Here is a 24,357-nt window from a genome sequence, read left to right on the forward strand (position 1 = left end):
GGCGATCAGCCGGCGTTCTCCTCGGCGAGGATCCGGCCGAGGGCCTCCTCCAGGTGGTCCTCGAAGTCACCGAGCGTGCGTTCCTGTCCCAGCGGCACCAGCTTGTCCGTCCGGTCGAGGAAGGCCACCAGGGGTGGGGCGCTGGACCGGAACAGCGCCCGGTCGCCGCCGACCTGAAGCCGGATGCTGACGTCGGACAGGTCCTCCGGTCCGGTCGGTCTGATGTGCACATCGCCTTCACCGCTCGGCCCGTTGATGCCGTCCAGCAGCAGCTCCCTGCCGAACGCCCAGGTCACAGGCGCGTCGCCGGGCAGGTGGAACGTCATCCGGACCGCGAACGGATCCCTTGTCTCGTACCCCAGCTCGACCGGAATCCTGAAGGAGAGCTCCTCGGAGACGACGAAGCTCATCAGGACTTCGGCCTGAACCGACTCGCGCATCATGTACCCCGCAATGGATGAAGCAGTGGTGAACAACAGCTGATGAAGATCGGTGAGGAATGCGGCTGGAAAAAACGGCCGGGAATGATCCGTGCCGGCCTCTTGACGTAATCGTCCTGTAAGCATTACAGGACCACAAGGAGTGAGTTTTCAGATACTGATAGAGAAAGCAAGCGAGCTGAAGAGCTTCCCCACCTCCCCGCGCAGCCGGTCGACTGCGGGCAGCAGGCGTTTCTCCTGGTGGGAGGGTACGGAGACGGCCATCGTGGCGGCGGTGGAACCCGCCGAAATGGGGATGGCCGCACAGACCGTGCCGAGGGCGTACTCCTGGCGCTCGATGACCGGCTGCGCCCCCGGCGCGGACCTCAGCCGGTCCAGCATCGCCCGGCTGTCACGGACGGTGTACGGGGTGATGGGCAGCACGGGATGGCGGGCCAGGTGGTCCTTGCGGGCCGGTTCGTCCAGCTGGCCGAGCAGGCACTGGCCGATGGCGTGGGCGTGGCCGGTCTCGCGGAAGTCGGCCCACTCGTCGACGGCCGGCGCGGCGGGCGTGTCGGAGACCGCGACCAGCTCGATCTCGCCGTCCCGGTAGAGCGCGAAGTACACCGGGACGCCGATGGCGTCGCGCCACTGCGCCAGCGAATTCTCGATCTTGCTGCGACGATTCTGCAGAGCTCCGCCGCTCGCCAGCCGGGTCGCCGCCTCCCCGAGAACGAACACCCCGTCCTCCCGGCGCAGATAGCCCTCGTGCGTGAGGGTGCGCAGCAGGTGGTACGCGGTGGGCAGCGGCAGGCCCGTCTCCCGCGCCAGTTGTTTGGCGGGGGCACCGGCGGCGTGGCCGGCCACGGCTTCCAGCAGCCTGAGCGCCCGCTGCACGGAGCCGATCAGGGTCGGCGGCGCGGTGCGGGGAGGTGCGGAGAGAGGGGTTCGAGTAGGGGCAGGGGAATGCGGTGCCGTGGCCAAAGGTCACCCCCAGGCGTTTCGCCCCATTCAGTCGTACAAACCGCTGGTAGGGCGTTCGTAAACCCCTGGATTCCAAGGGCAGCGGAGACTCGCCACTCTAATGGCAGCCTCCGTTCGGGGTGAGGTTTCGCCATGGCCGTTCCCCCGCGCGGGCTAATGGCCGGGCTTATGGACGGGTGACCGTCGGGGTGGGTGGCCGCGTCTTTCGTACGCCAGTGTCAGAACGGCGCCCGAGCGAGGGAGGGACCGGTGCGGAAGGTCTTTCTCACCAGTCCCCGCGGGACGTCGAGGAGGACATGAACTTCCGTACGACGTAGATGAGTCCACCCACGAGCACCGCGAACACGAGCACCTTGAACAGCAGCCCGATCACCACACTGATCACGGTCCCGATCAGCCCGCCGAAGACCACCAGCGCGATGACCGGTACGGCGATCCACTTCACCCACCAGGGCATTCCCGCGAAAACCTGCTGAACCGACGCCATTGTGCCTACCTCATCTCGGGTGATCGTCCATGCGTTGGACACCTTCGATGCTAGGTGCCGGGGACCCGCCGCGGACCGCCGCGGCCCCCCGCTCTCCCCTGATCCTCCCCCTAGGGAACCCCGGCCCCGACGGGCCGCGGGGTCAGCTCTCCGGTGGAGAGAACACCACCATCACGCGCAGGTCCTCGGTGATGTGGTGGAACTTGTGGGGCACCCCGGCCGGCACGTACACCACGCTGCCCCGTCCCACCTGCGTCGTCTCCGTCCCCACCGTGATCGAGGCGCGCCCGCTGACGACGAGGTACACCTCGTCCTCCTTGTGCGGTTGCTGCGGATCGAGCTGCCCGGCGTCGAGCGCGTAGAGACCCACCGACATGTTGCGCTCCCGGAGGAACTGCAGATACGCGCCGTCATTGGCGGCACGCTCCGCCTCCAGCTCGTCCAGCCGGAATGCCTTCATCGCCCGTCCGCCCCTGCCGTCGTCCCGATCACGTCTGCCACGATCAGACACATGATGAATTTCCTAGTCAAGACGATCGCCAACGCGGCGGCGCTGGCGGCGGCGATCTGGCTGCTCAGCGACATCACCCTGACAGGTGACAGCACGGGGAAGAAGGCCCTGACCCTGGTGCTGGTCGCCCTGGTCTTCGGGGTCGTGAACGTGCTGGTCAAGCCGGTCGTGAAGCTGCTCACGCTGCCGCTGTTCATCCTGACGCTCGGCCTGTTCACGCTGGTGGTCAACGCGCTGATGCTGCTGCTGACCTCGTGGCTGGCCGATGTGCTCGACCTGAACTTCCACGTCGAGGGCTTCTGGACGGCCGTCCTCGGCGGCCTGATCATCTCCGTCGTGTCCTGGGCCATGAACGTGGTCCTGCCCGACAGCAGGGACTGAGGCGGATGGGCCCGGAGGGCGCCGCCCGGCAGCCGCGAGGAACGGTCCGAAGGAGGGTGCCGCATGACATGGGGTGACGGAACCAGGGCGGTACGAGCCGGCCTTCCCGAACCGAAGGCGTACGAACCGACCCTTCCCGGCCCGGTGTTCGCCGCCCACTACCACCTGCCCGGCGAGCCGACCGGCCCGTACACCTACGGGCGGGACGAGAACCCGACCTGGACGCACCTGGAGCGGGCCATCGGCGAGCTCGAGGCACCGGGCGATCCGGACGTCGAGACGGTCGTGTTCGCTTCCGGCATGGCCGCGATCTCCGCCGTGCTGTTCTCGCGGCTCAAAGCCGGGGACGCGGTCGTCCTGCCGGCCGACGGCTACCAGGCGCTGGCCCTGGTACGCGAGCAGCTCGAGGGGTACGGCATCGAGGTGCGTACCGCGCCGACGGGCGGGGACGCCCAGCTTTCGGTGCTCGACGGGGCGCGCCTGCTGTGGATCGAGACGCCGTCGAACCCCGGCCTGGACGTGTGCGACGTCCGGCGCCTGGTGGCCGCCGCGCACGCCGGGGGCGCGCTCGTCGCCGTCGACAACACGCTCGCCACCCCGCTCGGTCAGCGTCCGCTGGAGCTGGGCGCGGACTTCTCCGTCGCCAGCGACACCAAGGGCCTGACCGGGCACGGGGACGTCCTGCTCGGTCATGTGACCTGCCGCGACGCTTCGCTGACGGCGTCGGTACGACGCTGGCGCAAGATCGCCGGGGCGATCCCGGGCCCGATGGAGGCCTGGCTCGCGCACCGGTCGCTGGCCACGCTCCAGCTCCGCGTCGACCGCCAGTGCGGGACCGCGCTGGCGCTCGCCGAGGCGCTGTCGGCCCACCGGGACGTGAGCGGCCTCAGGTACCCGGGACTGCCGGGCGACCCGTCGCACGAGGTCGCGGCCGGGCAGATGCGGCGCTTCGGGTCGGTCGTCTCCTTCGTCCTGCCCGGCCGGGAGCGGGCGGAACGCTTCCTGGACGCGCTGCGGCTGGTGGACGACGCCACCAGCTTCGGCGGGGTGCGGTCCACGGCCGAGCGGCGCGGGCGATGGGGCGGGGACGCGGTGCCCGAGGGGTTCGTGCGCTTCTCGGTCGGGGCCGAGGATGCCGATGACCTGGTGGCGGACGTGCTCCGCGCGCTCGACGAGACGGCCTGAGCGGTCGGCCTACGCCGGACGGACGGTCCGAGCCTCCCCCCTCATGGCTCGGACCGTCCGCGTTTTCCGGCGGATGACCGCGAGAACAAGGCTAGTTGACTCTGTGTCAGTGTCCAATCACGGTAGCGACAGAGACCTATCGACTTATTTATAGTTGGACGGTCGGCCCCGAGGCGCCGTCAGCCGGACGTGGCCGAGGCGGAGGGGGGAGGCGCATGGATCTGGCGTTGCTGCGGACGTTCGTCACGGTGCACCGGGCGGGTTCGTTCACCCGGGCCGCCGCCCTGCTGGGCCTGTCCCAACCGGCTGTGACCAGCCAGATCCGCACGCTGGAGCGGCAGCTGGGGCGCCCGCTGTTCCTCCGCCAAGCGCGTGGCGTCACCCCCACCACCATCGGCGACGAACTCGCCCACCGCGCGGCCCCGCACCTGGACGCTCTCGTGGAGATCACCGAGACGGGCCTGGACGACCAGTCGGGGGTACGCACCCTCCACCTCGCCGGGCCGCCCGAGTTCGTCTCCGAACGCGCCCTGCCCGCCCTCACCCCGCTGGTCTCCCAGGGGCTCGCGTTACGCACCTCCCTGGTCTCCGCCGCCGACGAGGTCCTGGACGGGCTGGCCGCCGGCCACCACGACCTGGCCATCGCCACCGCCCGCCCGCGCGGCGGCCTGCTCACCGCGACCCCCCTCTGCGACGAGGAGCACGTCCTGGTCGCCTCACCGCGCTGGGCCGCCCGGCTGGCCCCCGGTGTCCTGCTGCGCAAGGGCGCCGTGGTGCTGGAGCAGTTACCGGTGGTGGAGGTGCACGAGTCGCTGCCGTTCGTCGCCCGCTACTGGGCGGCGGTCTTCGAGTCCAAGCCGGCCGCCGCGGCCACGGTCGTCGTACCGGATCTGCGGGCCGTCCTGGAGTCCGCCGCCTCGGGCGCCGGCCTCGCCGTACTGCCGCGTTACCTGTGCGAGGACGACCTGGCCAGTGGCCGGCTGGTGGCGCTCCTGGACCCGCCGGTGCCTCCCCTGCGGACCTACTTCGTGGTGGTCCGCACCGGAACGCTGGCCCTGCCGCACATCGCGCGCGCCCATGAATCGCTGCTGCGGGCCGCGACGGACTGGTGACGGCCCGTGGACCGCGCGCCGGGAGTGTTTCAGACGGGGCGCTTCGGGCCATTTTCAAGCCATGACCGAACGTCCAGTGGTCAAGCGCACCGCACGCGCCATCCTGCTCGATGGTGACGACCTCGTCCTGATCAAGCGGACCAAGCCCGGTATGGATCCGTACTGGGTCACTCCGGGCGGCGGCGTGGAGCCGGAGGACGCGACGGTCGTCGACGCACTCCACCGGGAGGTCGACGAGGAACTGGGCGCCAAGATCACCGATGTGGTGCCGTGCTTCGTCGACACGGTCGAACACATCGTCGACGGCGGCGTCTCGGGCGTGAAGGTGCAGCACTTCTTCGTGTGCCGGCTGGAGTCCATGGACCCCGGGCGGCGGCACGGCCCGGAGGTCGACGAGCCCGTGGGCGAGTACGAGATCGTCCGGGTGCCGTTCAGCCGGGTCGGTATCGCCGCGGTGCACCTCGTACCGCTGTCGCTGCGGCACTACCTGGACGGCAACATCGAGGGCGTGCGGGCGATGCACGCCCCCGACCTGGGCTGAGGACCGGCTTCCGGGGCGGGGTGGTGACCGCCGGGAACGTCAGTCGGCCGCCGGGGACGTCAGTCGGTCCCCCAGGGACGTCAGTCGGCCCCCGGGGACGTCAGTCGGCCGCCGCCACCAGCTCTTCCAGCGAGTCGTGGCGGATGCGGTCGTGCGGCACTCCGACGCCTCGCAGCGCGTCGACCCCGCTGCGGATCATGCCGACCGGGCCCGAGAGGTAGGCGTCGTACTCGTTCCACGGCCCGTATTCGCGCACCGCGTCCGGTAGCTGTGTCCTGCCGTCGATGATCGCGCGCACCTCCAGCCACGGGTGGGACTGCTGGAGCCGCAGCATGGTGTCGATGTCGTACAGGTCGTGGTCGGTGCGGGCGCCGTAGAAGACCTCGACCGGCCGCCGGGCGCCGTGCTCCGCGACGTCCTCCACCAGGGCCTTGATGGGCGCTATCCCGGTTCCCCCGCCGAGGCAGAGCAGGCCGTTGTCGGTGCTGTGGTCGACGGTCATGGACCCGGCGGGCGGCCCCAGGCGCAGGACGTCACCCGGCCGGGCACGGTGGACCAGGGCGTTGGACACCCAGCCGGCCGGCACCGCCTTCACGTGGAAGGACAGCAAGCCGTCGGAGCGGGGCGCGGAGGCGAACGAGTAGTGCCGCCAGATCCGTGGCCACCAGGGCGTCTCCAGGCTGGTGTACTGCCCGGCCAGGAAGGGGTACGGCTGGTCGGGGCGGACCGTGACGACCGCGATGTCGGGTGTCCTGAGGTCGTGCGAGACGACCTCGGCGTGCCACCAGGCGGGCGCGTGCCGCTCGTTCTCGGCGGCCGCGTCGATCATGATCTGGGAGATGGTGGTGTACGTCCGCACCCAGGCGGCCTCGGTCTCCTCGTCCCAGGTCGTCGTCGCGTACCGGCTCAGGGCCCCGATGAGCGCCTCGCCGACGGCGGGGTAGTGCGAGGCGTCGGTGCCGTACTTGCGGTGGCCGCGGCCCAGGTGCTGGAGGTAGTCGGTGAGCACCCCCGGGTCGTCCATGTGCTCGGCGGCGGTCAGCAGCGCTCTGAGCAGCCGGTCCCGCTGGGCCTCCATGGCGGCCGGGAAGAGTGCGCGCAGCTCGGGGCTGCGGATGAAGAGCAGGGCGTAGAAGTACGAGGTGACCTTGTCGGCCACGGGCGCGATCTCGGCCAGCGTCCGCCGGACCCGCACCGCGTCGGGCGAGCCCGTCTCGGTGACCGCCGCGGGCGGCTCGGGAGCGGCGGGTGAGTCGCGCTCGGCCCCGGTCGTCTCCGACTCGTCGGTGCGTGTGGCGGCGGAGCCGACCCTGCGTATGGACGTGAGCGGTTGCCGCCCGCCGGCTATGCGCTCCTGGTCTTCCTCCGGAACCCGACCTGCGGCCGCCTCGGACACCCGGTGCTCATCTGCCCGCGCGGTGCCGGATCCGGCGAGCGCGTCGCCGACCGGCTTGCGCGGTGTGAACCAGCCACCGCCCCCGCCGTTGTCATCGGAAGTACCGTTGTCGGCCGACATGGTGGTCGGAGCGTCCATAGAGTGCCTCGCCTCGAACATCTTTCGGTCGGTCTGTGCACTTCCGTCAGCAACGGAAGGTGCCTCAATTCGCCGTTATCGCCGTAGTCGCTGCCCGCCGCCCACAGTAGCCCTTAACCGCATTGCCGAACGGGATGTCTAGGGGGCGCTGTGACATCGACCGCAGGGGCGTGGTCGCAGCGTGGCAGGAGGTGCGGACTCGTCGGAGCGAGTACGGAAAGCCCGGTTTTCGTCCCCGGATTTCGTTAGGCTGCGTTACCGCCGTGTCCTGCAACTAACAGTCGGCTCGTACCGGTTCGTAGGCCTTGCGGAGATCGCCTCCCGTCAATGGGTAGGGGGAAAGCCCGGACGGATGAGGGGCCGCGGTGATTCCCCTATCGGGGCTGCCCCGGAGATCTCCGCGTCGGACATGGAATCACCGTAGGCAACGCACGCGTCCAGCTCCACCCCCAACCCTCCACAGAGTCGGTTCGCGCTCTTCACTTTCGTCGAGACCCGCACCCTGCACGAGCCGTGCCGTGGACCGTGTTTCACGTGAAACAACGCAAGCGCCCCGCTCGTCGGGTTCTTGCCACCAGGCCCTGGAGTCACACCCCGTCGTGGCCGCCGTCTGCGCGCCCGGAAACAGTCCGTCCCCCCGGCCGGAGGTTCCTGCGGGCCGGTGGGACGGGTATGGGGAGCGGTAGGTGACGCCCCAACGCCCCAGGGGGGCGTGTCGATCAGACCGGTTCGGCGTCGAGCGCCCGGCACGATCGGCGAGACACCCTCTAGGCCAGGGCCTCCACCGCCGTGGTGGCGAAGCCGTGGTCCTGCTCGGGGGCGCCACCGCCGACGCCGATGGCGCCGATCAGCCGGCCGTCGCGGTGGACGGGGACGCCACCCGCGATGAACAGCAGGGGACGGTCCAGTGCGGTGGGAAGGCTGTGGAACGGGCGGCCGGGCTGGACGGCCTCGACCAGGTCGGCCGTCGGGGCGTCGAGCTGGAGAGCGGTGAACGCCTTACGCGTGCTGGTCTCACCGGCGATCAGGACGGCGCGGTCGTCGCGGCGGAAGGCCAGCAGGTGACCGCCCGCGTCCAGAACGCTGACGGCGACGGTGATCCCGGCCGCTTCGGCGGCCCGACGGGCCGTGTCCACGAGGGTCTCGGCGTCCTGGGTGGTCAGAGGGGCGACGGCAGTGGTGGTGCTCATGAGGGGGCTCCTTGCTGGTGACGGGTGGGGCGGGGAACGGGTCAGTGCTGCGTCACGGGGACGGCGACCGCCTCGGGGGCGGCGGCCCCGGCGACGATCCGGCTGCCACGCCGCACGTCCCGGCGCTCCAGGGCGCTGGAGAGGACGGCCAGCGCCAGGGCTGAGGCGGCCAGGGCGGCGCCGACCCAGTTCGGGGCGGTGATACCGAGGCCCGCCGCGATGACGATGCCGCCGAGCCAGGCGGACAGCGCGTTGCCGAGGTTGAAGGCGCCGATGTTCACCGCCGACGCCAGAGTGGGGGCGCCGGAGGCCTGGTCGAGGACCCGCTTCTGCAAGGGCGGCACGGTCGCGAAGCCGAGCGCACCGATCAGGAAGATGGTGACCGCGGCCGCGATCCGGTGGTGCGCGGTGACGGTGAAGAGTGCCAGCACCAGGGCGAGCGCCCCCAGCGACACATAGAGCAGCGGCATCAGCGCGCGGTCGGCGAGCTTGCCCCCGACCAGGTTGCCGCCGACCATGCCGAGGCCGAAGAGGACGAGCAGCCAGGTGACGGACGACTCGGCGAAGCCCGCGGCCTCGGTCATCATCGGGGTGACATAGGTGATCGCGGCGAAGACGCCGCCGAAGCCCAGCACGGTCATCGCCATGGCCAACAGCACCTGGATGTTGCGGAACGCGGCGAGCTCGTGGCGCAGGCGGACGCCTTCGGGCCTGGGCTGCTCAGGCACCAGCTTGGCGACGCCCAGCAGGCCGAGGACGCCGAGGGCGGCGACGACGAAGAAGGTCACGCGCCATCCGACGGTCTGGCCGATGAAGGTCCCGGCGGGCACGCCCACCACATTGGCGACGGTCAGCCCGGTGAACATCATCGCGATGGCGCCGGCCTTCTTCTCCGGAGCGACGAGGTCGGCGGCGACGACCGACCCGATGCCGAAGAACGCTCCGTGCGCGAGGGACGCGACCACGCGGCCGGCCAGCATGAGCCCGAAGACAGGGGCTACGGCGGACAGGACATTGCCCGCGATGAACAGCCCCATCAGCACCATCAGCATGCGCTTGCGGGAGACCCGGGTGCCGAGGACGGTCATCAGGGGGGCGCCGAGGACGACCCCCAGCGCATAGCCCGTGACGAGGTAGCCGGCGGTCGGGATCGACACCTGGTAGTCAGCCGCAACCTGGGGGAGAAGGCCCATGATCACGAACTCGGTGGTCCCGATACCGAAGGCCCCGATAGCGAGGGCGAGTAGCGCGAGCGGCATGGAGTACACCTTCCAGAAGATTGCGTCTGCACCTTACGAGCGTCCACAATAATTGCAGACGCGGGTTAATTGCAAGCGCGGGCTATTGCGTCCGTCGTCTATCCTGGTGACAAGCCGCTCCTGGACCGAGGAGAGATCCCATGACAGCCACCGATCCGGCACTGACCGCCCTCTCCCAGGGCTGGTGTGCGCTCTCCCTGCTCCACGGCAAGATCGAGGCACATATCGAGCGCGCGCTGGAGTCGGAGCACGGGCTGAGCGTGCGCGAGTTCTCTCTGCTCGACGTCCTGAGCCGGCAGCACAACGGGCCGGGGGGGCATCTCCAGATGAAGCAGGTGGCGGACGCGGTGGTCCTCAGCCAGAGCGCCACCACCCGGCTCGTCACCCGCCTCGAGGACCGCGGTCTGCTCACGCGGTACCTCTGCGACACCGACCGACGCGGCATCTACACCGATGTCACCGAGGCCGGGCTGACCTTGCTCGCCGAGGCCCGGCCCACCAATGACGCCGCGCTGCGGGAAGCGCTCGACGAGGCCGCGAAGAACCCGGAGCTGGCTCCCCTGGTCAGGGCCGTGGAGGAACTGCACGTACCGGTGGGCTGACCCGAGCGGGCTCATGGGCCCGTAGCCTGCGCCCATGAGCGATCTTGAGATCAGGCCGGCCGTTCCCGCCGACATCCCCGCGATCGTCGCCATGCTCGCCGACGACCCCCTGGGGGCGCTGCGCGAGACGCCCGACGACCTCGCCCCGTACACCGCCGCGTTCGAGCGGCTGGCGGACGACCCGAACCAGCACCTGGTCGTGGCCGTGCGCGAAGAGCGCGTCGTCGGGACCCTTCAGCTCACGATCATCCCCGGACTGTCCCGGCGGGGCGCCACCCGGTCGATCATCGAGGGGGTCCGGGTACACGCCGATGAACGCGGTCGCGGTCTCGGCACCCAGCTCATCGAGTGGGGCATCGCTGCCTCCCGGCGCGAGCAGTGCCAGTTGGTGCAGTTGACGTCCGACGCCAGCCGCACCGACGCCCACCGCTTCTACGAGCGCCTCGGCTTCGAGGCCTCGCACCTGGGCTTCAAACTGGCGCTGTGACACCCAGGCCGTACGCGTGAAACGGCGCCCCGGGCCCGGGGCGCCGTTTCACGTGAAACATCTCCGGCTCAGAGACCACGCCAGCCGTCCGGGTCGACACCGCCCGGCACCGCGTCCTCCGGCCCGTACGGCTCGCGGGTGAAGGCGAACGAGCCGACGTCGAGGTGACTCACCGAGCCGTCCTCGCGCCGCACCACACGCAAGGTCTCCCCCGCGTAGTAGCCGTCCAGGCCGGTCCAGGTCCCGTCGGGCTCCGCGCGAAAACGGGAGGCGCGCCCCGGACTCCGCAAGGGGCACAGCTCGACGCCACCGCCCGCAAGGACGCGCAGCCCATAGGAGTAGGTACCCCAGTACCAGGGCCCGGTCAGCTCCAACAGCGTGGGATCGATCTCCGGCAGCGGCCGCCAGGGCGCCGGCATACGCGGCTCCGCCTCCGCCACGATCCGTACGAGGTCGGCGGCGACCACCCCCGGCAGAGGACCCGAGGTGGCATTGGCCAGCACCACCGCGGCGACCCCGTCCTCGACGCTCATCCACAGACCCGCGACGAAACCCGGCAGCGATCCGCTGTGCCCCACCAGGGCACGCCCGTCCCGCCGGACCAGCTGCAACCCGAGCCCGTAGCCGCCGTCCCAGTCCCCCGCCTCGGGAGCCACGGCAGGGGTGCGCATCTCGCGCAGCGTCTCCGCGCCGAGCACCCGCTCGTCCCCCTCCGCCAGGAACGCGGCGAACCGGCAGAGGTCCGCCGCCGTGGACCACAATTGCCCGGCGGGCGCCATCAAGCCGAGGTCCTCCAACGGTTCGGGCAGCATCACATCGGCCCACGGGTGCACGGCCCAGCCACCGGCGTGCGGCGTCACGGGGCGGATGGTCGTACGCTCCAGCCCCAGGGGCTCCAGGACCTCGACCGCCAGGGCCTCCTCCCACGGCACTCCCCGCACCGCTTGGACCAAAGAACCCAGCAGGGTGTACCCGGTGTTGGAGTAGTGGTGACGCCGCCCCGCCGGGTGCAGCACCGGCCGCTCACCCAGTACGTCGGCAAGGGCCGGGCGACCCGTCCCAGGGGTCCGCTCCCACCACGGGGAGGGCGACTCGGCCGCCAATCCGGAGCTGTGACAAAGGAGTTGAGCGATCGTCACGTCGCCCACGCCCGTCCCGGGCAGGTGCCTCTCCAGCGGGTCGCCCAGATCGAGCAAGCCTTCGTCGCGAAGTCGCATCACCAGGACGGCGGTGAACGGCTTGGTGATGGACCCGATCCGGTACTGGGTGTCCGCGTCGGGCGCATGCCCGACGACACAGCTACGGCCGCCCTCCCAGACCATGCGGCCGTCCCGGGCCACCGCGCCGACGAGGGAGGGCGTCCGCCCCTCTGCCTGCGCGGTCGCCACCCGGTGCAGCAGGGCGCGCTCGGTACCGGGGAGAAGTGCTTCGAAGGATGACGTCATGCCCCAGGTCTATCCGCCCCGCCCCCGTGCCGTCGAACACGCGGCTGTAGGGTCTCGCCGCCGATGGCATGTCGATCTTCTGCGCCGATGGATTTCCCGCGCCGCGTCGGTCCGTACGTGTGAGACCGACTCACGGAAGGCTGGCGCCATGCGGAAACTGATCTACGGCATGAACGTGTCCCTGGACGGCTACATCGCCGCGCCCGGCGACGACATCGGCTGGAGCGTGCCGAGCGACGAGCTGTTCCAGTTCTGGTCCGACCGGTTGCAGGCGAACGACCTGTCGCTGTACGGGCGCAAGCTGTGGCGGACGATGAGCTCCTACTGGCCGACCGGCGACCAGCAGCCCAACGCCACCCCGGCGGAGCGCGAGTTCGCGCGCCGCTGGCGGGACATGTCGAAGGTGGTGTTCTCCTCGACGATCGACAAGGTCGACTGGAACACCCGCCTGGTCACCGGCGACGCGGTCACCGAGATCACCCGGCTCAAGGCCGGGGACGGCGGCCCGATGGACATCGGCGGCGCGACGCTCGCCGGGGCGGCCATGCGGGCCGGGCTGATCGACGAGTACGTGCTGGCCACCGCGCCGGTCCTGGTGGGCGGCGGCACGCCGTTCTTCACCGCGCTGGACAACTGGGTGAACCTGAACCTGGTGGAGACGCGGACGCTTCCCTGCGGCGTGATCCTGACCAGGTACGAGACGAGGCGCTGAGCAAGAGCGAGGCCCCCGAACGGCGAGTCTCCTGGCGGCATTGCTGCCGTCCATCCGCCGGCTCTCCCGGCCGCAGCGGCCACGCGTTGTCATTTCCTCTGCGGGGGCCTCCCGCCCGCAGAGGCCACGCGTTTCCCGATGCGGCTCAGCATCACCGTCAGGGCAGCAGGACGACCTTGCCGAGGTTGGCACGGGCTTCGATGATCTCGTGCGCTCGTGCCACGTCAGCCAGCGGAATTCGGGCGTGGACGACCGGCTGCAACTGTCCGGACAGGGTCAGCTTCCACAGCTCTTCGCCATGCTGGTCATACAACTCGCGGTGAGTGCCGGCAAACCTCGCCATGCTGAGCCCGGTGATGGTTTTCGATCCTGCCAGGAGGTCGAAGGCGGGAACGGTGCCGCCGCCCGAGTTGAAGAAGACGAGTCGCCCGCCGGGCGCAAGAGCGGAGACGGCGCGTGGGAGTAGATCTCCGCCGACTCCGTCCAGGACGACGTCGACCGGCTCCCCCCAGTGTTCGCTGTCGTAGGTCACGATCTCGTCGGCGCCGAGACCGCGGAGGAACTCCGCCTTGGTGTGCGAACTCACCGCCGCGACGACCCGTTCGATGCCCTGAAGCTTGGCCAGTTGGACCGCGAGATGCCCCACTCCGCTCGCGGCGCCCGTGATCAGGACCGACTCGCTCACGAGGGGGCGGGCCGTGGCGAGGGCGGCGAAGGCGACGTGTCCACTGCGCACCAGCGCGACGGCCTGGACGGCGCTCGCTCCGTCCGGTATGCGGCTCGCCATGAGGCCGGGGGCGACTGCCAGTTCGGAATACGAGCCGCCGCTGAAAGTGAGCGACGTGATGCGGTCGCCGACCTGGAAATCCGTCACCTCCGGGCCGAGTGCGATCACCGTTCCGGCGATCTCACCTCCAAGGACCCCCGGTAGCGGCGTCCTGCCGCCTTCTCCACGAACCTTGCGCACAGAGGGAAGGGTCACGCCGATGGCTTCCGTGCGAACCAGTAGTTCCCCCGGGCCGGGCTTGGGAGCCTCCGCGTCTTCGACGCGGAGCACTTCCGGACCGCCGTACTCATAGAAACGAACCCGCCGCATGCACACCTCCAGGTCATTGGGTCACCCAACGATAGCAAAGAATCGTAGGTGGCCCCAATGATTTTCTGGTTAGTCTGGCCCTATGTCCGAGACCACCAGCGCTCCCGCCCGTATCCGCTCCCTTCCAAGCTGGCTCCTGGGTCGCGCAGCAGCTCGGGGGCACCGACTCGTCGCCGAGGCCCTCGCTCAGGTGGGCATGCGGATGATGCACCATGCCGTGCTGTCAGCCGTCGCCGAACTGGGACCCGTATCGCAGGCCGAGCTGGGCCGCAGCCTGAGCATCGACCCCAAGGACATGGTCGCGATCCTCAACGACCTCCAGATCGACGGCCTGGTGACCCGCACGCCGGACGCCAAGGACCGCCGCAAGAACGCCATCGCCCTTTCACCGAGCGGGGAACGCCGCCTGCTTCAGACGGAGAAACTGGGACGTGAGGCGAACGATGAGCTGACCGCCGGCTTGACGCCTGCCGAGCGAACCCAGCTCATGGGTCTCCTCGCGCGCATAGTCCAGCAGGATGAGCCCTGCGCCGAAACCGGCCCAGGTGGCGAATAGCAGCTCGCCACGCATGCCGGGAAGACAGCGAGGCAGCCTTCCCGCCCAAGTGTCAGGAGAGCGGGCAGAAACGGCTCGTATCACCCGAAAGTTTTGAGAACCTACAACAGGCGCGATCAGGTCTGGGCCATGTCCACGAAACGGGAGTAGTGGCCCTGGAAGGCGACCGTGATGGTGGCTGTCGGGCCGTTACGGTGCTTGGCCACGATCAGGTCCGCCTCGCCCGCGCGGGGGGACTCCTTCTCGTAGGCGTCCTCGCGGTGCAGCAGGATCACCATGTCCGCGTCCTGCTCGATGGAGCCGGACTCGCGGAGGTCCGAGACCATCGGCTTCTTGTCCGTCCGCTGCTCGGGGCCACGGTTCAGCTGGGACAGGGCGATCACCGGGATCTCCAGCTCCTTGGCCAACAGCTTCAGGTTTCGGGACATGTCCGAAACCTCCTGCTGACGGCTCTCGGCGCGCTTGGAGCCGCCGGACTGCATGAGCTGGAGGTAGTCGATGACGACCAGCTTGAGGTTGTTCCGCTGCTTGAGCCGCCGGCACTTGGCGCGGATCTCCATCATCGACAGGTTGGGGGAGTCGTCGATGTAGAGCGGCGCCTGCGACACGTCCGGCATACGGCGGGCCAGACGCGTCCAGTCCTCGTCCGTCATCGTGCCGGAGCGCATGTGGTGCAGAGCCACCCGCGCCTCCGCCGACAGCAGACGCATCGCGATCTCGTTGCGGCCCATCTCCAGGGAGAAAATGACGCTCGGCAGGTTGTTCTTGATCGAGGCCGCGCGGGCGAAGTCCAGCGCCAGGGTGGACTTACCCATGGCGGGACGGGCTGCGATGACGATCATCTGGCCCGGGTGCAGGCCGTTCGTCAGCGAGTCGAAGTCCGTGAAACCGGTCGGCACGCCGGTCATCTCGCCGCTGCGCGAACCGATCGCCTCGATCTCGTCGAGAGCGCCCTCCATGATGTCGCCGAGCGGGAGGTAGTCCTCGCTGGTGCGCTGCTCGGTGACCGCGTAGATCTCCGCCTGCGCCGAGTTGACGATCTCGTCGACGTCGCCGTCGGCGGCGTATCCCATCTGTGTGATCTTGGTGCCCGCCTGGACGAGCCGGCGCAGGACCGCCCGCTCGTGGACGATCTCCGCGTAGTACGAGGCGTTCGCCGCCGTGGGGACCGACTGGACCAGGGTGTGGAGGTAGGACGCGCCACCGACCCGGTTGATCTCTCCGCGCTTGGTCAGCTCGGCGCCCACCGTGATGGGGTCGGCCGGCTCGCCCTTGGCGTAGAGGTCGAGGATCGCGGTGTAGATCGTCTCGTGGGCCGGCTTGTAGAAGTCATGGCCCTTGATGATCTCCACGACGTCCGCGATGGCGTCCTTGGAGAGCAGCATGCCGCCGAGCACGGACTGCTCGGCGTCCAGGTCCTGCGGCGGCACCCGCTCGAAGCCGCCCGCACCGCTGTCCCAGGGCCCGCTCTCGCTGCCCCGCTCGTGCTGCTCGTCGCGGCCCTGGCCGCGGCCGCGGCTGTCACTCCCGCGCTGACGGGTGACGGGCAGACGGTCACTGGGACCGGTGTCGGCCCAGGGGTCGTCCAAGGGCTCGGGAATGCTCACCGGCCCACCTCCTCCCGTCCGCTCCGCGGACCCTCGCCGTGCCACTCTTTCTACGGCACGACACTGACAAAGCGAGAGGCTCAACTCCGCTTTTGGCGCGTCGAGCGCCGGACCACGGTAGGCCCGCGGGCACCGTCAGCCAATCTGGTTATCCACAGGGCCTGTGGGTGAAGACCCAGATGCTGTGGAGAACCCCGCAGAACCTGTGCACGGACCGGGGGACAGCCGTGTGGACAAACTCATAGCCCCACCTCCACGACGCCTCTGACCTGCTGTTCTTCCATCCACCGGCTGTGGGGGAGAAAAACTTTCGCCGTCGGCTCAAGATCAGAACAAACGGCGCACACCCGAAGCGTCAACTCCGTGATCGGTAAGGATCCAAAGCCCCTTGCATCTCTTACCTGTGGAAGATTAGATTGCCCCCATGACCCAGGCCCCCTCACGACCGAAGAGCGAACGCCGCCGCCACGACCGCGAGATCATCGCGCTCGCCGTGCCGGCCTTCGGAGCACTCGTCGCCGAGCCGCTCTTCGTCATGGTCGACAGCGCCGTCGTCGGCCATCTGGGCACCCCCCAGCTCGCCGGTCTGGGCATCGCGGCCGCCCTCCTCGCCACCGCGGTGAGCGTCTTCGTCTTCCTCGCCTACGCGACCACCGCGGCCGTCGCCCGCCGGGTCGGCGCCGGCGACCTTCCCTCGGCCATCCGCCAGGGCATGGACGGCATCTGGCTGGCCCTGCTGCTCGGCCTGGGTGTCATCGCCGTCACCCTGCCCGGGGCGCCCTGGCTGGTCGACCTCTTCGGCGCCTCCGGCACCGCCGCCCCGTACGCCACCACCTACCTGCGCATCTCCAGCCTCGGCATACCGGCGATGCTGATCGTGCTGGCCGCAACCGGTGTGCTCCGTGGCCTCCAGGACACCAGGACTCCCCTGTACGTGGCCATCGCCGGCTTCGCCGCCAACGCGATGCTGAACGTCGGGCTCGTGTACGGGGCCGGGCTCGGTATTGCCGGCTCCGCCTGGGGCACGGTGATCGCCCAGTGCGGCATGGCGGCCGCCTATCTGATCGTGGTCGTCCGGGGAGCCCGGCTGCACGGCGCCTCGCTCCGGCCCGATGCCGCCGGGATACGGGCGAGCGCCCAGGCGGGGGTTCCCCTTCTGGTCCGTACGCTCGCGCTGCGCGCGGTCCTGATGATCGCCACCGCCGTGGCCGCCCGGCTCGGGGACGCCGATGTGGCCGCCCATCAGATCATCCTGTCCCTGTGGAGCCTCATGGCCTTCGCCCTGGACGCCATCGCCATCGCGGGACAGGCGATCATCGGCCGGTACCTGGGCGCCGGAGACGCCGAGGGGGCCCGGCGGGCCTGCCGGCGCATGGTCGAGTGGGGCGTGGCCTCGGGCGTCCTCCTCGGCGTGCTCATCGTGCTGGCACGCCCCCTGTTCATCCCGTTGTTCACCGGTGACCAGACGGTCCGGGACACGCTCCTGCCCGCCCTGCTGGTCGTGGCTCTCGCCCAGCCGATCGCCGGGGTGGTCTTCGTGCTGGACGGTGTCCTCATGGGCGCCGGCGACGGCCCGTATCTGGCGGGGGCCATGGTGGTGACGCTCGCGGTGTTCGCACCGGTCGCCCTGCTGGTACCGGCCCTCAGCGGCGGCCTGACCGCGCTGTGGTGGGCCATGAGCCTGATGATGACGGTCCGGATGCTGACGTTGTGGATGCGGATGCGATCCGGCCGCTGGGTGGTCACCGGCGCCACCCGCTGACCCCACCCGTTGTTTCACGTGAAACGCGACCCACGGCGCAGGCACCAACGCGCTCCGGGACCGCAGAAGGGCCGCACCCGGAGGTGCGGCCCTTCTGTGTCACTCAAGGATCGCTGGGCGATCCGCTGAGTTCAGTGCCTCAGGCGGCGACGATCTCGACGCCGAGCTTCGCGACGACCTCGGCGTGCAGACGCACGGAGACCTGGTGCGAACCCAGGGTCTTGATCGGCGAGCCGAGCTCCACACGACGCTTGTCGACCTCGGGGCCACCCGCGGACGTGATCGCCGAAGCGATGTCCGCCGGGGTCACGGAGCCGAAGAGACGGCCGGCGTCGCCGGAGCGAACGGCCAGGCGCACCTTCGTGCCCTCGAGCTGGGCCTTGATCTCGTTGGCCTGCTCGATGGTCGCGATCTCGTGGATCTTGCGGGCGCGGCGGATCTGCGCCACGTCCTTCTCGCCACCCTTGGTCCAGCGGATCGCGAAACCGCGCGGGACCAGGTAGTTGCGGGCGTAACCGTCCTTGACGTCGACGACGTCGCCGGCGGTGCCGAGGCCGGAGACCTCGTGCTTGAGGATGATCTTCATGTTTCGGTCACCCTCTCTTATCGCGCGGTGGACGTGTAGGGCAGCAGCGCCATCTCACGGCTGTTCTTGACGGCCGTGGCGACGTCACGCTGGTGCTGCGTGCAGTTGCCGGTGACGCGGCGGGCACGGATCTTGCCGCGGTCGGAAATGAACTTCCGCAGCATGTTCGTGTCCTTGTAGTCCACGTACGCGGTCTTGTCCTTGCAGAATGCGCAGACCTTCTTCTTCGGCTTGCGCACAGGCGGCTTCGCCATGGTGTATCTCCTGTGTGATCAAGAAGTGTGGGCACGAGCCCGCGCTTCTAAGCCCGGGGGCCTAGAAGGGGGGCTCGTCCGAGTAGCCGCCGCCGGAACCGCCGGAGCTTCCGCCCCAGCTGCCTCCACCGCCCTGCTGCTGGCCGCCGGCCGGCGCGCTGGTCGCCCACGGGTCGTCGGCGGGAGCGCCGCCACCCTGCTGGCCACCACCCGGGGCACCGCCCCAGTTGCCGCCGCCCTGCTGGCCGCCTCCGCCGTAGCCGCCCTGGCCACCGCGGCCGGTGGTCTTGGTGACCTTGGCCGTGGCGTTCTTGAGGCTGGGGCCGACTTCCTCGACATCCAGCTCGAAGACCGTGCGCTTGACGCCCTCGCGGTCCTCGTAGGACCGCTGCTTCAGCCGGCCCTGCACGACGACGCGCATGCCTCGCTGGAGCGACTCGGCGACGTTCTCCGCCGCCTGGCGCCAGACCGAGCAGGTCAGGAACAGGCTTTCGCCGTCCTTCCACTCATTGGTCTGGCGGTCGAAGGTGCGGGGAGTGGACGCGACGCGGAACTTCGCGACCGCCGCACCGGACGGGGTGAAGCGCAGCTCGGGGTCGTCGACAAGATTGCCGACGACCGTGATGACGGTCTCGCCTGCCATGGGGAACCTCTCGGCGGGATTGCTTCTGGCTGCTTGCTGCTGCTACTCGAACCCGATGACCTCTGAGCGAGAGGGCTCAGTGGGTCTCGGGACGGAGGACCTTGGTCCGGAGGACCGACTCGTTCAGGTTCATCTGGCGGTCGAGCTCCTTGACGACCGCAGGCTCGGCCTGCAGGTCGATGACCGAGTAGATGCCCTCGGGCTTCTTCTTGATCTCGTAAGCGAGACGACGACGGCCCCAGGTGTCGACCTTCTCGACCTTTCCGTTGCCCTCACGGACGACGGAGAGGAAGTTCTCGATCAGCGGGGAGACAGCGCGCTCCTCGAGATCGGGGTCGAGGATGACCATCACCTCGTAGTGACGCATGTGGAACCCACCTCCTTTGGACTCAGCGGCCACGGTCGTTCCGTGGCAGGAGGGTCGTGATGCGTGAGCAACGGTATCCGCCGCCACTGACAATCGCCCTCGTCGAAGAGGGACCCTGGTCAGGACATGGGCAGACACCGGTGCAGACCGTACAGAGTACCCGCACACCGGCTTCCGGTTGAAATCCTGTGGTCAGGGGACGCAATCTGTACACATCGGGTGCGTGCGGCGCTACGATGCGCCGCCTTCCGGCACAGCCAGGAGGTACCTCATGGCCCAGGCATTCCACCGTCACCCCACCTCGTCCCTGCTCGCCACGGACGGCAGACCCCATCCGCTCCAGGACACGCTGATGGCGGTGACCCTGGTGCTGGGCGCCGTCGCCTTCATCACGGCCCAGTTCCACAGCCTCCACCTGATCAGCTCGTGGACGGGCCTGATCGGCATCGTCACCGGCGCGTACGGCCAGTTCATCTCCGAGACGACACGCGAGCGCACCCTGCTGATCATCGGCATGGGCGCCTCGGCGATCGGTCTGGGCCTGGGAATGGCACACGGCGGCCTGTTCGGCGGCGTGCTCGGTTAGGCCCTCCTGGCGTACGGCCAGTCGGGGCGCTCCTCGGTGCCAGTAGGCTTCGGCGCGAGAGCCGGAGCCCCTGTACCCATGGGGACACACCTGCCGAGGAGCGCCCCGCATGAGCCTGACCCTGAGGACCATCAGCCGAGAGCAGCATCTGGCGTACATCCAGACCCTGCCCGCGGCGAGTCACTGCCAGGTCCCCGCATGGGCTGATGTGAAGACGGAGTGGCGCTCGGAGAACCTGGGCTGGTTCGACAAGGACGGCCAGCTCGTCGGCGCCGGCCTGGTGCTCTACCGCCAGCTCCCGAAGATCAAGCGCTACCTCGCGTACCTGCCCGAGGGCCCGGTGATCAACTGGTACGCGCCCAACCTGGACGACTGGCTCCAGCCGATGCTGGCGCACCTGAAGAACCAGGGCGCCTTCTCCGTGAAGATGGGCCCGCCGGTGGTCATCCGCCGCTGGGACGCGGCCGCGATCAAGTCGGGCATCCAGGACCCGGAGGTCAAGCGGCTGCGGGACGTCGAGGCCTCGTACATCGAGCCGCGCGCCTTCGAGGTGTCCGACCGGCTGCGCAAGATGGGCTGGCAGCAGGGCGAGGACGGCGGCGCCGGCTTCGGCGACGTACAGCCCCGCTACGTCTTCCAGGTGCCGCTGGCGAACCGTTCGCTCGACGACGTCCTCAAGGGCTTCAACCAGCTGTGGCGGCGCAACATCAAGAAGGCCGAGAAGGCCGGTGTCGAGGTGGTCCAGGGCGGCTACGAGGACCTGGCCGAGTGGCAGCGGCTGTACGAGATCACGGCCGTCCGCGACCGGTTCCGGCCCCGCCCGCTGTCGTACTTCCAGCGCATGTGGACCGTCCTCAACAACGAGGACCCCAACCGCATGCGGCTGTATTTCGCCCGCCACAACGGCGTGAACCTGTCGGCGGCCACCATGCTCGTCGTCGGTGGGCACGTCTGGTACTCCTACGGCGCCTCCGACAACATCGGCCGCGAGGTCCGGCCCTCGAACGCGATGCAGTGGCGCATGCTGCGCGACGCGTACGCGATGGGCGCGACCGTCTACGACCTGCGCGGCATCTCCGACTCGCTGGACGAGACGGACCACCTCTTCGGCCTCATCCAGTTCAAGGTGGGCACGGGCGGCGAGGCCGTCGAGTACATCGGCGAGTGGGACTTCCCGCTGAACAAGCTGCTGCACAAGGCGCTCGACATGTACATGTCCCGCCGCTGACGTTCCGTAGTCTTCGTAGTCACCTTCGTATCACCGCAGCCACAGAAAGGTTCCGGGCCGGCCATGGCGCTCTCCCTCTACGTCGACACCGCTCGCTGGCGGGCGCACCAGAAGACCGTGATCGACCGGTTCCCGGGCCTGGTCCCGGTGTGCAAGGGCAATGGCTACGGCTTCGGCCACGAGCGGCTGTCGGAGGAGGCGTCCCGCTTCGGCGCCGACATGCTGGCGGTCGGCACGACGTACGAGGCGGCCCGCATCAAGGACTGGTTCGGTGGCGACCTGCTGGTCCTCACGCCGTTCCGCCGGGGCGAGGAGCCCGTCCCGCTGCCGGACCGGGTGATCCGTTCGGTGTCGTCCGTGGACGGCGTCCACGCCCTCGTCGGGGCCCGGGTCGTCATCGAGTGCATGAGCTCGATGAAGCGGCACGGCATCGGCGAGCACGAGCTCGGCCAGCTCCACGCGGCCATCGAGGACGTCCGCCTGGAGGGCTTCGCCCTGCACCTGCCGCTGGACCGCACGGACGGCACCGACGCCGTCGAGGAGGTCATCGGCTGGATGGACCGGCTGCGCGCGGCCCGCCTGCCGCTGCACACCATGTTCGTCAGCCACCTCAAGGCCGACGAGCAGGCCCGGCTCCAGCAGCAGTTCCCGCAGACCCGGTTCCGCGCGCGGATCGGTACGCGGCTGTGGCTGGGCGACCACGAGGCGACGGAGTACCGGGGCGCGGTCCTGGACGTCACGCGCGTCGCCAAGGGTGATCGTTTCGGCTACCGGCAGCAGAAGGCGGCCTCCGACGGCTGGCTCGTCGTCGTCGCCGGCGGCACCTCGCACGGAGTGGGCCTGGAGGCCCCGAAGGCGATGCACGGCGTGATGCCGCGCGCCAAGGGCGTGGCCCGGGCCGGCCTGGCGACGGTCAACCGCAACCTGTCGCCGTTCGTGTGGGCGGGCAAGCAGCGCTGGTTCGCCGAGCCGCCGCACATGCAGGTGTCCATCCTGTTCGTCCCGTCGGACGCCCAGGAGCCCAAGGTCGGTGACGAGCTCGTCGCCCACCTGCGGCACACCACGACGCAGTTCGACCGCCTGGTCGAGCGCTAGGTCCCGTACGCCCGCCCTGGGGCCACGCCGGTCCCCGGGGCGGCCCCGGGGCTCCCCAGGGGCCCTCAGCCCGCCGCCGGGCCTTCAGCGGCCCGCCCGGCCCCGGTGGGCGCCCGGGGGCGCCGGGGCCGCCCGGGCGGCCCGCCTCATTCCCGTACGACACCCCACTCCACGCGCGGTCCCTGGACCGCGTGCGCGGCGTGCTGGGGCGGGTGCGCGGCACGGCCGAGCACGAAGACGTCCTCCGCGCGGTCCAGCACCCCTCCGGACGGGTCGTCCGTCCCGTCGCGCCGGACCCCGTCCCGCTCGGGCAGCAGGATGTCCCGTACGACCATGGCGCACAGGAACAGCGTCCCGGCCAGGTGCAGGACGATGGCGAACTGGTAGCCCTCCGTCGGCAGCCCCTGCTTGTCGCCGCTCGTCGTGTACGCGAGGTACATCCAGATCCCCGTGAAGTACATGACCTCGCAGGCCTGCCAGACCAGGAAGTCCCGCCAGCGGGGGCGGGCCAGGGCGGCGAGCGGGATCAGCCACAGGACGTACTGCGGCGAGTAGACCTTGTTGGTGACGATGAACGCGGCCACCACCAGGAACGCCAGCTGGGCGAAACGCGGCCGGCGCGGAGCCGTCAGCGCCAGCGCGGCGACCCCGACGCAGGCCAGCGCCATCAGCACGCTGGCGTAGGTGTTGACGGTCTCCGCCTCGATGCTCAGGCCCGTGCGCTGGGTGATGACCAGCCAGAAGGACCCGAAGTCGATGCCCCGCTCGCTGCTGAAGGCGTAGAACTTCCGCCAGCCCTCGGGCGCCAGCAGCATCACCGGCAGGTTGACCACCAGCCATGAGCCGGCCGTACCCACCACGGCGAGCCCGAACTCCCGCCACTTCCCGGCCCGCCCGCAGAGCAACAGCAGCGGCCACAGCAGCAGGAACGGATAGAACTTCGCGGCGGTGGCCAGCCCCAGCAGCACCCCGAAGGCGAGCGCGCGCCCCCGCGACCACATCAGCATCGCGGCGGCGGTCAGCGCCACCGCGAGCAGGTCCCAGTTGATGGTGGCGGTGAGCGCGAAGGCGGGCGCCAGCGCGACCAGCAGGCCGTCCCAGGGGCGGTCACGGTGCGTACGGGCGACACAGACGGCGAGGACGGCCACGCAGACCATCAGCATCCCCGCGTTGACCATCCAGTACATCTGCTCGCGGTGCTGGAGGTCACCGTCGAAGGGGAGCGTCAGCCAGGACGCCACCTGCATGAACAGGCCGGTCAGCACCGGGTATTCGAGGTACTCCATGTCACCGCCGAGGCGGTCGAAGTACGGGACCAGCCCGTCGGCGAAGCCGCGTCCCACGAACAGGTGCGGGATGTCGGAGTAGCAGGCATGGGTGTACTGCGAGCTGGTCCCGCGGAACCACGCCCAGTTGTAGCAGGGCAGCTTCTGCACCATGCCCAGCGCGAACATCCCGATCGCGACGAGGGCGATCACCCGGACGGAGGTGAGCGTGCCGCCGCCGAGCCGTGCCCAGCGGCCGACGGGGCCCCCGATGAGCTCGCTCCCGGCGGCCGCGACCTCGTCCCGCCGGGTCGGGGACACGACGGGCCGGTCCTGGTGGGCGCTCGTCGTCTTGTGTGGGCTCGGCATGGGGACATCCTGCCGCACGCGGCTGTGGACCGGTGCGGCCTGTGGACAACGCTCCGGGAACAACGCTCCGCGGACAACGCCGAGGGCCGCCGCA

The 24,357-nt window shown here is 69.8% G+C and carries 27 protein-coding genes; 12 read left to right on the forward strand and 15 right to left on the reverse strand.

The features are described 5' to 3' along the window. Positions 1-5: 5 nt before the first annotated feature. The 4 genes from ACZ7LK_RS27690 to ACZ7LK_RS27705 form a co-directional block, all read right to left on the reverse strand. Complete coding sequence (locus ACZ7LK_RS27690) at positions 6-440, reverse strand: SsgA family sporulation/cell division regulator (protein ID WP_392276879.1); 435 nt, start codon at positions 438-440, stop codon at positions 6-8. Between the two features lie 150 nt (positions 441-590). After that, positions 591-1,316, reverse strand: a complete 726-nt coding sequence (locus tag ACZ7LK_RS27695; RefSeq protein WP_392276760.1) for an IclR family transcriptional regulator — start codon at positions 1,314-1,316, stop codon at positions 591-593. Positions 1,317-1,668: 352 nt separating this feature from the next. Further along, positions 1,669-1,890 (reverse strand): DUF5326 family protein, encoded by a 222-nt coding sequence (locus ACZ7LK_RS27700; protein WP_392276759.1) that lies wholly within the window; start codon positions 1,888-1,890, stop codon positions 1,669-1,671. Positions 1,891-2,032: 142 nt separating this feature from the next. Beyond that, entirely contained in the window at positions 2,033-2,350 is a 318-nt protein-coding gene (locus ACZ7LK_RS27705; protein WP_392276758.1) for a cupin domain-containing protein, read from the reverse strand. A gap of 51 nt (positions 2,351-2,401) precedes the next feature. Between ACZ7LK_RS27705 and ACZ7LK_RS27710 the strand changes: the two genes are divergently transcribed. The 4 genes from ACZ7LK_RS27710 to ACZ7LK_RS27725 all read left to right on the forward strand — a co-directional run bounded on the left by ACZ7LK_RS27710 (position 2,402) and on the right by ACZ7LK_RS27725 (position 5,620). Continuing rightward, positions 2,402-2,782, forward strand: a complete 381-nt coding sequence (locus ACZ7LK_RS27710; RefSeq protein WP_392276757.1) for a phage holin family protein — start codon at positions 2,402-2,404, stop codon at positions 2,780-2,782. A gap of 63 nt (positions 2,783-2,845) precedes the next feature. Beyond that, positions 2,846-3,967, forward strand: a complete 1,122-nt coding sequence (locus ACZ7LK_RS27715) for a cystathionine gamma-lyase (protein WP_471143941.1) — start codon at positions 2,846-2,848, stop codon at positions 3,965-3,967. A 215-nt stretch (positions 3,968-4,182) separates the two neighbouring features. Beyond that, positions 4,183-5,079, forward strand: a complete 897-nt coding sequence (locus ACZ7LK_RS27720; protein ID WP_392276755.1) for a LysR family transcriptional regulator — start codon at positions 4,183-4,185, stop codon at positions 5,077-5,079. A 61-nt stretch (positions 5,080-5,140) separates the two neighbouring features. After that, positions 5,141-5,620, forward strand: a complete 480-nt coding sequence (locus tag ACZ7LK_RS27725; RefSeq protein ID WP_469464028.1) for an NUDIX hydrolase — start codon at positions 5,141-5,143, stop codon at positions 5,618-5,620. A 100-nt stretch (positions 5,621-5,720) separates the two neighbouring features. Here ACZ7LK_RS27725 and ACZ7LK_RS27730 read toward each other — a convergent pair whose 3' ends face one another. The 3 genes from ACZ7LK_RS27730 to ACZ7LK_RS27740 form a co-directional block, all read right to left on the reverse strand. After that, the gene (locus ACZ7LK_RS27730; protein WP_392276753.1) at positions 5,721-7,154 is read right to left on the reverse strand and encodes a globin domain-containing protein; all 1,434 of its coding nucleotides are present in this window, start codon (positions 7,152-7,154) and stop codon (positions 5,721-5,723) included. Between the two features lie 767 nt (positions 7,155-7,921). Then, positions 7,922-8,344 carry a GlcG/HbpS family heme-binding protein gene (locus ACZ7LK_RS27735; RefSeq protein WP_471143943.1) on the reverse strand — a complete coding sequence of 141 codons (423 nt, stop codon included), beginning with the start codon at positions 8,342-8,344 and terminating at the stop codon, positions 7,922-7,924. Between the two features lie 41 nt (positions 8,345-8,385). Beyond that, positions 8,386-9,603, reverse strand: a complete 1,218-nt coding sequence (locus tag ACZ7LK_RS27740; RefSeq protein ID WP_471143945.1) for an MFS transporter — start codon at positions 9,601-9,603, stop codon at positions 8,386-8,388. 140 nt (positions 9,604-9,743) lie between these two features. On the opposite strand from ACZ7LK_RS27740, the gene ACZ7LK_RS27745 reads away from it, so the two are divergent. Continuing rightward, the gene (locus ACZ7LK_RS27745) at positions 9,744-10,205 is read left to right on the forward strand and encodes a MarR family winged helix-turn-helix transcriptional regulator (protein ID WP_469464032.1); all 462 of its coding nucleotides are present in this window, start codon (positions 9,744-9,746) and stop codon (positions 10,203-10,205) included. Positions 10,206-10,239: 34 nt separating this feature from the next. Continuing rightward, positions 10,240-10,692, forward strand: coding sequence for a GNAT family N-acetyltransferase (locus ACZ7LK_RS27750; RefSeq protein WP_392276749.1), 453 nt, complete (start codon positions 10,240-10,242; stop codon positions 10,690-10,692). 68 nt (positions 10,693-10,760) lie between these two features. Here the strand turns inward: ACZ7LK_RS27750 and ACZ7LK_RS27755 are convergent, their stop codons facing one another. Further along, on the reverse strand, positions 10,761-12,137 hold the full coding sequence (locus ACZ7LK_RS27755) for a serine hydrolase domain-containing protein (RefSeq protein WP_471143947.1): 1,377 nt from the start codon (positions 12,135-12,137) through the stop codon (positions 10,761-10,763). Between the two features lie 148 nt (positions 12,138-12,285). Between ACZ7LK_RS27755 and ACZ7LK_RS27760 the strand changes: the two genes are divergently transcribed. Next, entirely contained in the window at positions 12,286-12,849 is a 564-nt protein-coding gene (locus tag ACZ7LK_RS27760) for a dihydrofolate reductase family protein (RefSeq protein ID WP_392276747.1), read from the forward strand. A gap of 157 nt (positions 12,850-13,006) precedes the next feature. On the opposite strand, the gene ACZ7LK_RS27765 is transcribed toward ACZ7LK_RS27760, so the two are convergent. After that, the gene (locus tag ACZ7LK_RS27765; RefSeq protein WP_469464034.1) at positions 13,007-13,945 is read right to left on the reverse strand and encodes a quinone oxidoreductase family protein; all 939 of its coding nucleotides are present in this window, start codon (positions 13,943-13,945) and stop codon (positions 13,007-13,009) included. An 82-nt stretch (positions 13,946-14,027) separates the two neighbouring features. Between ACZ7LK_RS27765 and ACZ7LK_RS27770 the strand changes: the two genes are divergently transcribed. Further along, positions 14,028-14,501: a MarR family winged helix-turn-helix transcriptional regulator gene (locus tag ACZ7LK_RS27770; RefSeq protein WP_392276745.1), complete on the forward strand. Its 474-nt coding sequence runs from the start codon at positions 14,028-14,030 to the stop codon at positions 14,499-14,501. Positions 14,502-14,617: 116 nt separating this feature from the next. Here the strand turns inward: ACZ7LK_RS27770 and dnaB are convergent, their stop codons facing one another. Further along, positions 14,618-16,108, reverse strand: coding sequence for a replicative DNA helicase (gene dnaB, locus ACZ7LK_RS27775; RefSeq protein ID WP_392276738.1), 1,491 nt, complete (start codon positions 16,106-16,108; stop codon positions 14,618-14,620). A gap of 424 nt (positions 16,109-16,532) precedes the next feature. Here dnaB and ACZ7LK_RS27780 point away from each other — a divergent pair, with 424 nt between their 5' ends. Further along, complete coding sequence (locus ACZ7LK_RS27780; protein ID WP_471143949.1) at positions 16,533-17,870, forward strand: MATE family efflux transporter; 1,338 nt, start codon at positions 16,533-16,535, stop codon at positions 17,868-17,870. A 139-nt stretch (positions 17,871-18,009) separates the two neighbouring features. Here the strand turns inward: ACZ7LK_RS27780 and rplI are convergent, their stop codons facing one another. From rplI to rpsF, 4 genes are all read right to left on the reverse strand, one after another. Then, entirely contained in the window at positions 18,010-18,456 is a 447-nt protein-coding gene (gene rplI / locus ACZ7LK_RS27785) for a 50S ribosomal protein L9 (RefSeq protein WP_392276736.1), read from the reverse strand. Between the two features lie 17 nt (positions 18,457-18,473). Continuing rightward, the gene (gene rpsR, locus ACZ7LK_RS27790; protein ID WP_005315025.1) at positions 18,474-18,710 is read right to left on the reverse strand and encodes a 30S ribosomal protein S18; all 237 of its coding nucleotides are present in this window, start codon (positions 18,708-18,710) and stop codon (positions 18,474-18,476) included. Positions 18,711-18,771: 61 nt separating this feature from the next. Next, positions 18,772-19,353, reverse strand: coding sequence for a single-stranded DNA-binding protein (locus ACZ7LK_RS27795; RefSeq protein WP_392276735.1), 582 nt, complete (start codon positions 19,351-19,353; stop codon positions 18,772-18,774). Between the two features lie 76 nt (positions 19,354-19,429). Beyond that, positions 19,430-19,720, reverse strand: coding sequence for a 30S ribosomal protein S6 (gene rpsF, locus ACZ7LK_RS27800; RefSeq protein ID WP_004950685.1), 291 nt, complete (start codon positions 19,718-19,720; stop codon positions 19,430-19,432). A 271-nt stretch (positions 19,721-19,991) separates the two neighbouring features. Between rpsF and ACZ7LK_RS27805 the strand changes: the two genes are divergently transcribed. From ACZ7LK_RS27805 to ACZ7LK_RS27815, 3 genes are all read left to right on the forward strand, one after another. Beyond that, positions 19,992-20,306 carry a hypothetical protein gene (locus ACZ7LK_RS27805; protein WP_392276734.1) on the forward strand — a complete coding sequence of 105 codons (315 nt, stop codon included), beginning with the start codon at positions 19,992-19,994 and terminating at the stop codon, positions 20,304-20,306. A 109-nt stretch (positions 20,307-20,415) separates the two neighbouring features. Continuing rightward, a complete protein-coding gene (locus ACZ7LK_RS27810; RefSeq protein ID WP_392276733.1) occupies positions 20,416-21,534 on the forward strand; it encodes a lipid II:glycine glycyltransferase FemX in 1,119 nt (372 codons plus the stop codon). Positions 21,535-21,597: 63 nt separating this feature from the next. Then, positions 21,598-22,629: an alanine racemase gene (locus tag ACZ7LK_RS27815; protein ID WP_392276732.1), complete on the forward strand. Its 1,032-nt coding sequence runs from the start codon at positions 21,598-21,600 to the stop codon at positions 22,627-22,629. Positions 22,630-22,775: 146 nt separating this feature from the next. Here ACZ7LK_RS27815 and ACZ7LK_RS27820 read toward each other — a convergent pair whose 3' ends face one another. Further along, positions 22,776-24,263, reverse strand: coding sequence for a glycosyltransferase family 87 protein (locus ACZ7LK_RS27820; RefSeq protein WP_469464036.1), 1,488 nt, complete (start codon positions 24,261-24,263; stop codon positions 22,776-22,778). Positions 24,264-24,357 lie beyond the last annotated feature (94 nt).

This window comes from Streptomyces sp. NPDC039423 (genome assembly GCF_055598725.1).

What these genes read in the sequence shown, in the direction of transcription:
- ACZ7LK_RS27715 (WP_471143941.1), top strand. Translation starts at nt 2,846, where the DNA reads ATGACATGGGGTGACGGAACCAGGGCGGTACGAGCCGGCCTTCCCGAA.
- ACZ7LK_RS27720 (WP_392276755.1), top strand. Translation starts at nt 4,183, where the DNA reads ATGGATCTGGCGTTGCTGCGGACGTTCGTCACGGTGCACCGGGCGGGT.
- rplI (WP_392276736.1), bottom strand. Translation starts at nt 18,456, where the DNA reads ATGAAGATCATCCTCAAGCACGAGGTCTCCGGCCTCGGCACCGCCGGC.
- ACZ7LK_RS27710 (WP_392276757.1), top strand. Translation starts at nt 2,402, where the DNA reads ATGATGAATTTCCTAGTCAAGACGATCGCCAACGCGGCGGCGCTGGCG.
- ACZ7LK_RS27780 (WP_471143949.1), top strand. Translation starts at nt 16,533, where the DNA reads ATGACCCAGGCCCCCTCACGACCGAAGAGCGAACGCCGCCGCCACGAC.
- ACZ7LK_RS27745 (WP_469464032.1), top strand. Translation starts at nt 9,744, where the DNA reads ATGACAGCCACCGATCCGGCACTGACCGCCCTCTCCCAGGGCTGGTGT.
- ACZ7LK_RS27820 (WP_469464036.1), bottom strand. Translation starts at nt 24,263, where the DNA reads ATGCCGAGCCCACACAAGACGACGAGCGCCCACCAGGACCGGCCCGTC.
- ACZ7LK_RS27815 (WP_392276732.1), top strand. Translation starts at nt 21,598, where the DNA reads ATGGCGCTCTCCCTCTACGTCGACACCGCTCGCTGGCGGGCGCACCAG.
- ACZ7LK_RS27700 (WP_392276759.1), bottom strand. Translation starts at nt 1,890, where the DNA reads ATGGCGTCGGTTCAGCAGGTTTTCGCGGGAATGCCCTGGTGGGTGAAG.
- ACZ7LK_RS27805 (WP_392276734.1), top strand. Translation starts at nt 19,992, where the DNA reads ATGGCCCAGGCATTCCACCGTCACCCCACCTCGTCCCTGCTCGCCACG.
- ACZ7LK_RS27760 (WP_392276747.1), top strand. Translation starts at nt 12,286, where the DNA reads ATGCGGAAACTGATCTACGGCATGAACGTGTCCCTGGACGGCTACATC.
- ACZ7LK_RS27690 (WP_392276879.1), bottom strand. Translation starts at nt 440, where the DNA reads ATGCGCGAGTCGGTTCAGGCCGAAGTCCTGATGAGCTTCGTCGTCTCC.
- ACZ7LK_RS27765 (WP_469464034.1), bottom strand. Translation starts at nt 13,945, where the DNA reads ATGCGGCGGGTTCGTTTCTATGAGTACGGCGGTCCGGAAGTGCTCCGC.
- ACZ7LK_RS27810 (WP_392276733.1), top strand. Translation starts at nt 20,416, where the DNA reads ATGAGCCTGACCCTGAGGACCATCAGCCGAGAGCAGCATCTGGCGTAC.
- ACZ7LK_RS27705 (WP_392276758.1), bottom strand. Translation starts at nt 2,350, where the DNA reads ATGAAGGCATTCCGGCTGGACGAGCTGGAGGCGGAGCGTGCCGCCAAT.
- ACZ7LK_RS27750 (WP_392276749.1), top strand. Translation starts at nt 10,240, where the DNA reads ATGAGCGATCTTGAGATCAGGCCGGCCGTTCCCGCCGACATCCCCGCG.
- ACZ7LK_RS27735 (WP_471143943.1), bottom strand. Translation starts at nt 8,344, where the DNA reads ATGAGCACCACCACTGCCGTCGCCCCTCTGACCACCCAGGACGCCGAG.
- rpsF (WP_004950685.1), bottom strand. Translation starts at nt 19,720, where the DNA reads ATGCGTCACTACGAGGTGATGGTCATCCTCGACCCCGATCTCGAGGAG.
- ACZ7LK_RS27730 (WP_392276753.1), bottom strand. Translation starts at nt 7,154, where the DNA reads ATGGACGCTCCGACCACCATGTCGGCCGACAACGGTACTTCCGATGAC.
- rpsR (WP_005315025.1), bottom strand. Translation starts at nt 18,710, where the DNA reads ATGGCGAAGCCGCCTGTGCGCAAGCCGAAGAAGAAGGTCTGCGCATTC.
- ACZ7LK_RS27740 (WP_471143945.1), bottom strand. Translation starts at nt 9,603, where the DNA reads ATGCCGCTCGCGCTACTCGCCCTCGCTATCGGGGCCTTCGGTATCGGG.
- ACZ7LK_RS27755 (WP_471143947.1), bottom strand. Translation starts at nt 12,137, where the DNA reads ATGACGTCATCCTTCGAAGCACTTCTCCCCGGTACCGAGCGCGCCCTG.
- ACZ7LK_RS27770 (WP_392276745.1), top strand. Translation starts at nt 14,028, where the DNA reads ATGTCCGAGACCACCAGCGCTCCCGCCCGTATCCGCTCCCTTCCAAGC.
- ACZ7LK_RS27725 (WP_469464028.1), top strand. Translation starts at nt 5,141, where the DNA reads ATGACCGAACGTCCAGTGGTCAAGCGCACCGCACGCGCCATCCTGCTC.
- ACZ7LK_RS27795 (WP_392276735.1), bottom strand. Translation starts at nt 19,353, where the DNA reads ATGGCAGGCGAGACCGTCATCACGGTCGTCGGCAATCTTGTCGACGAC.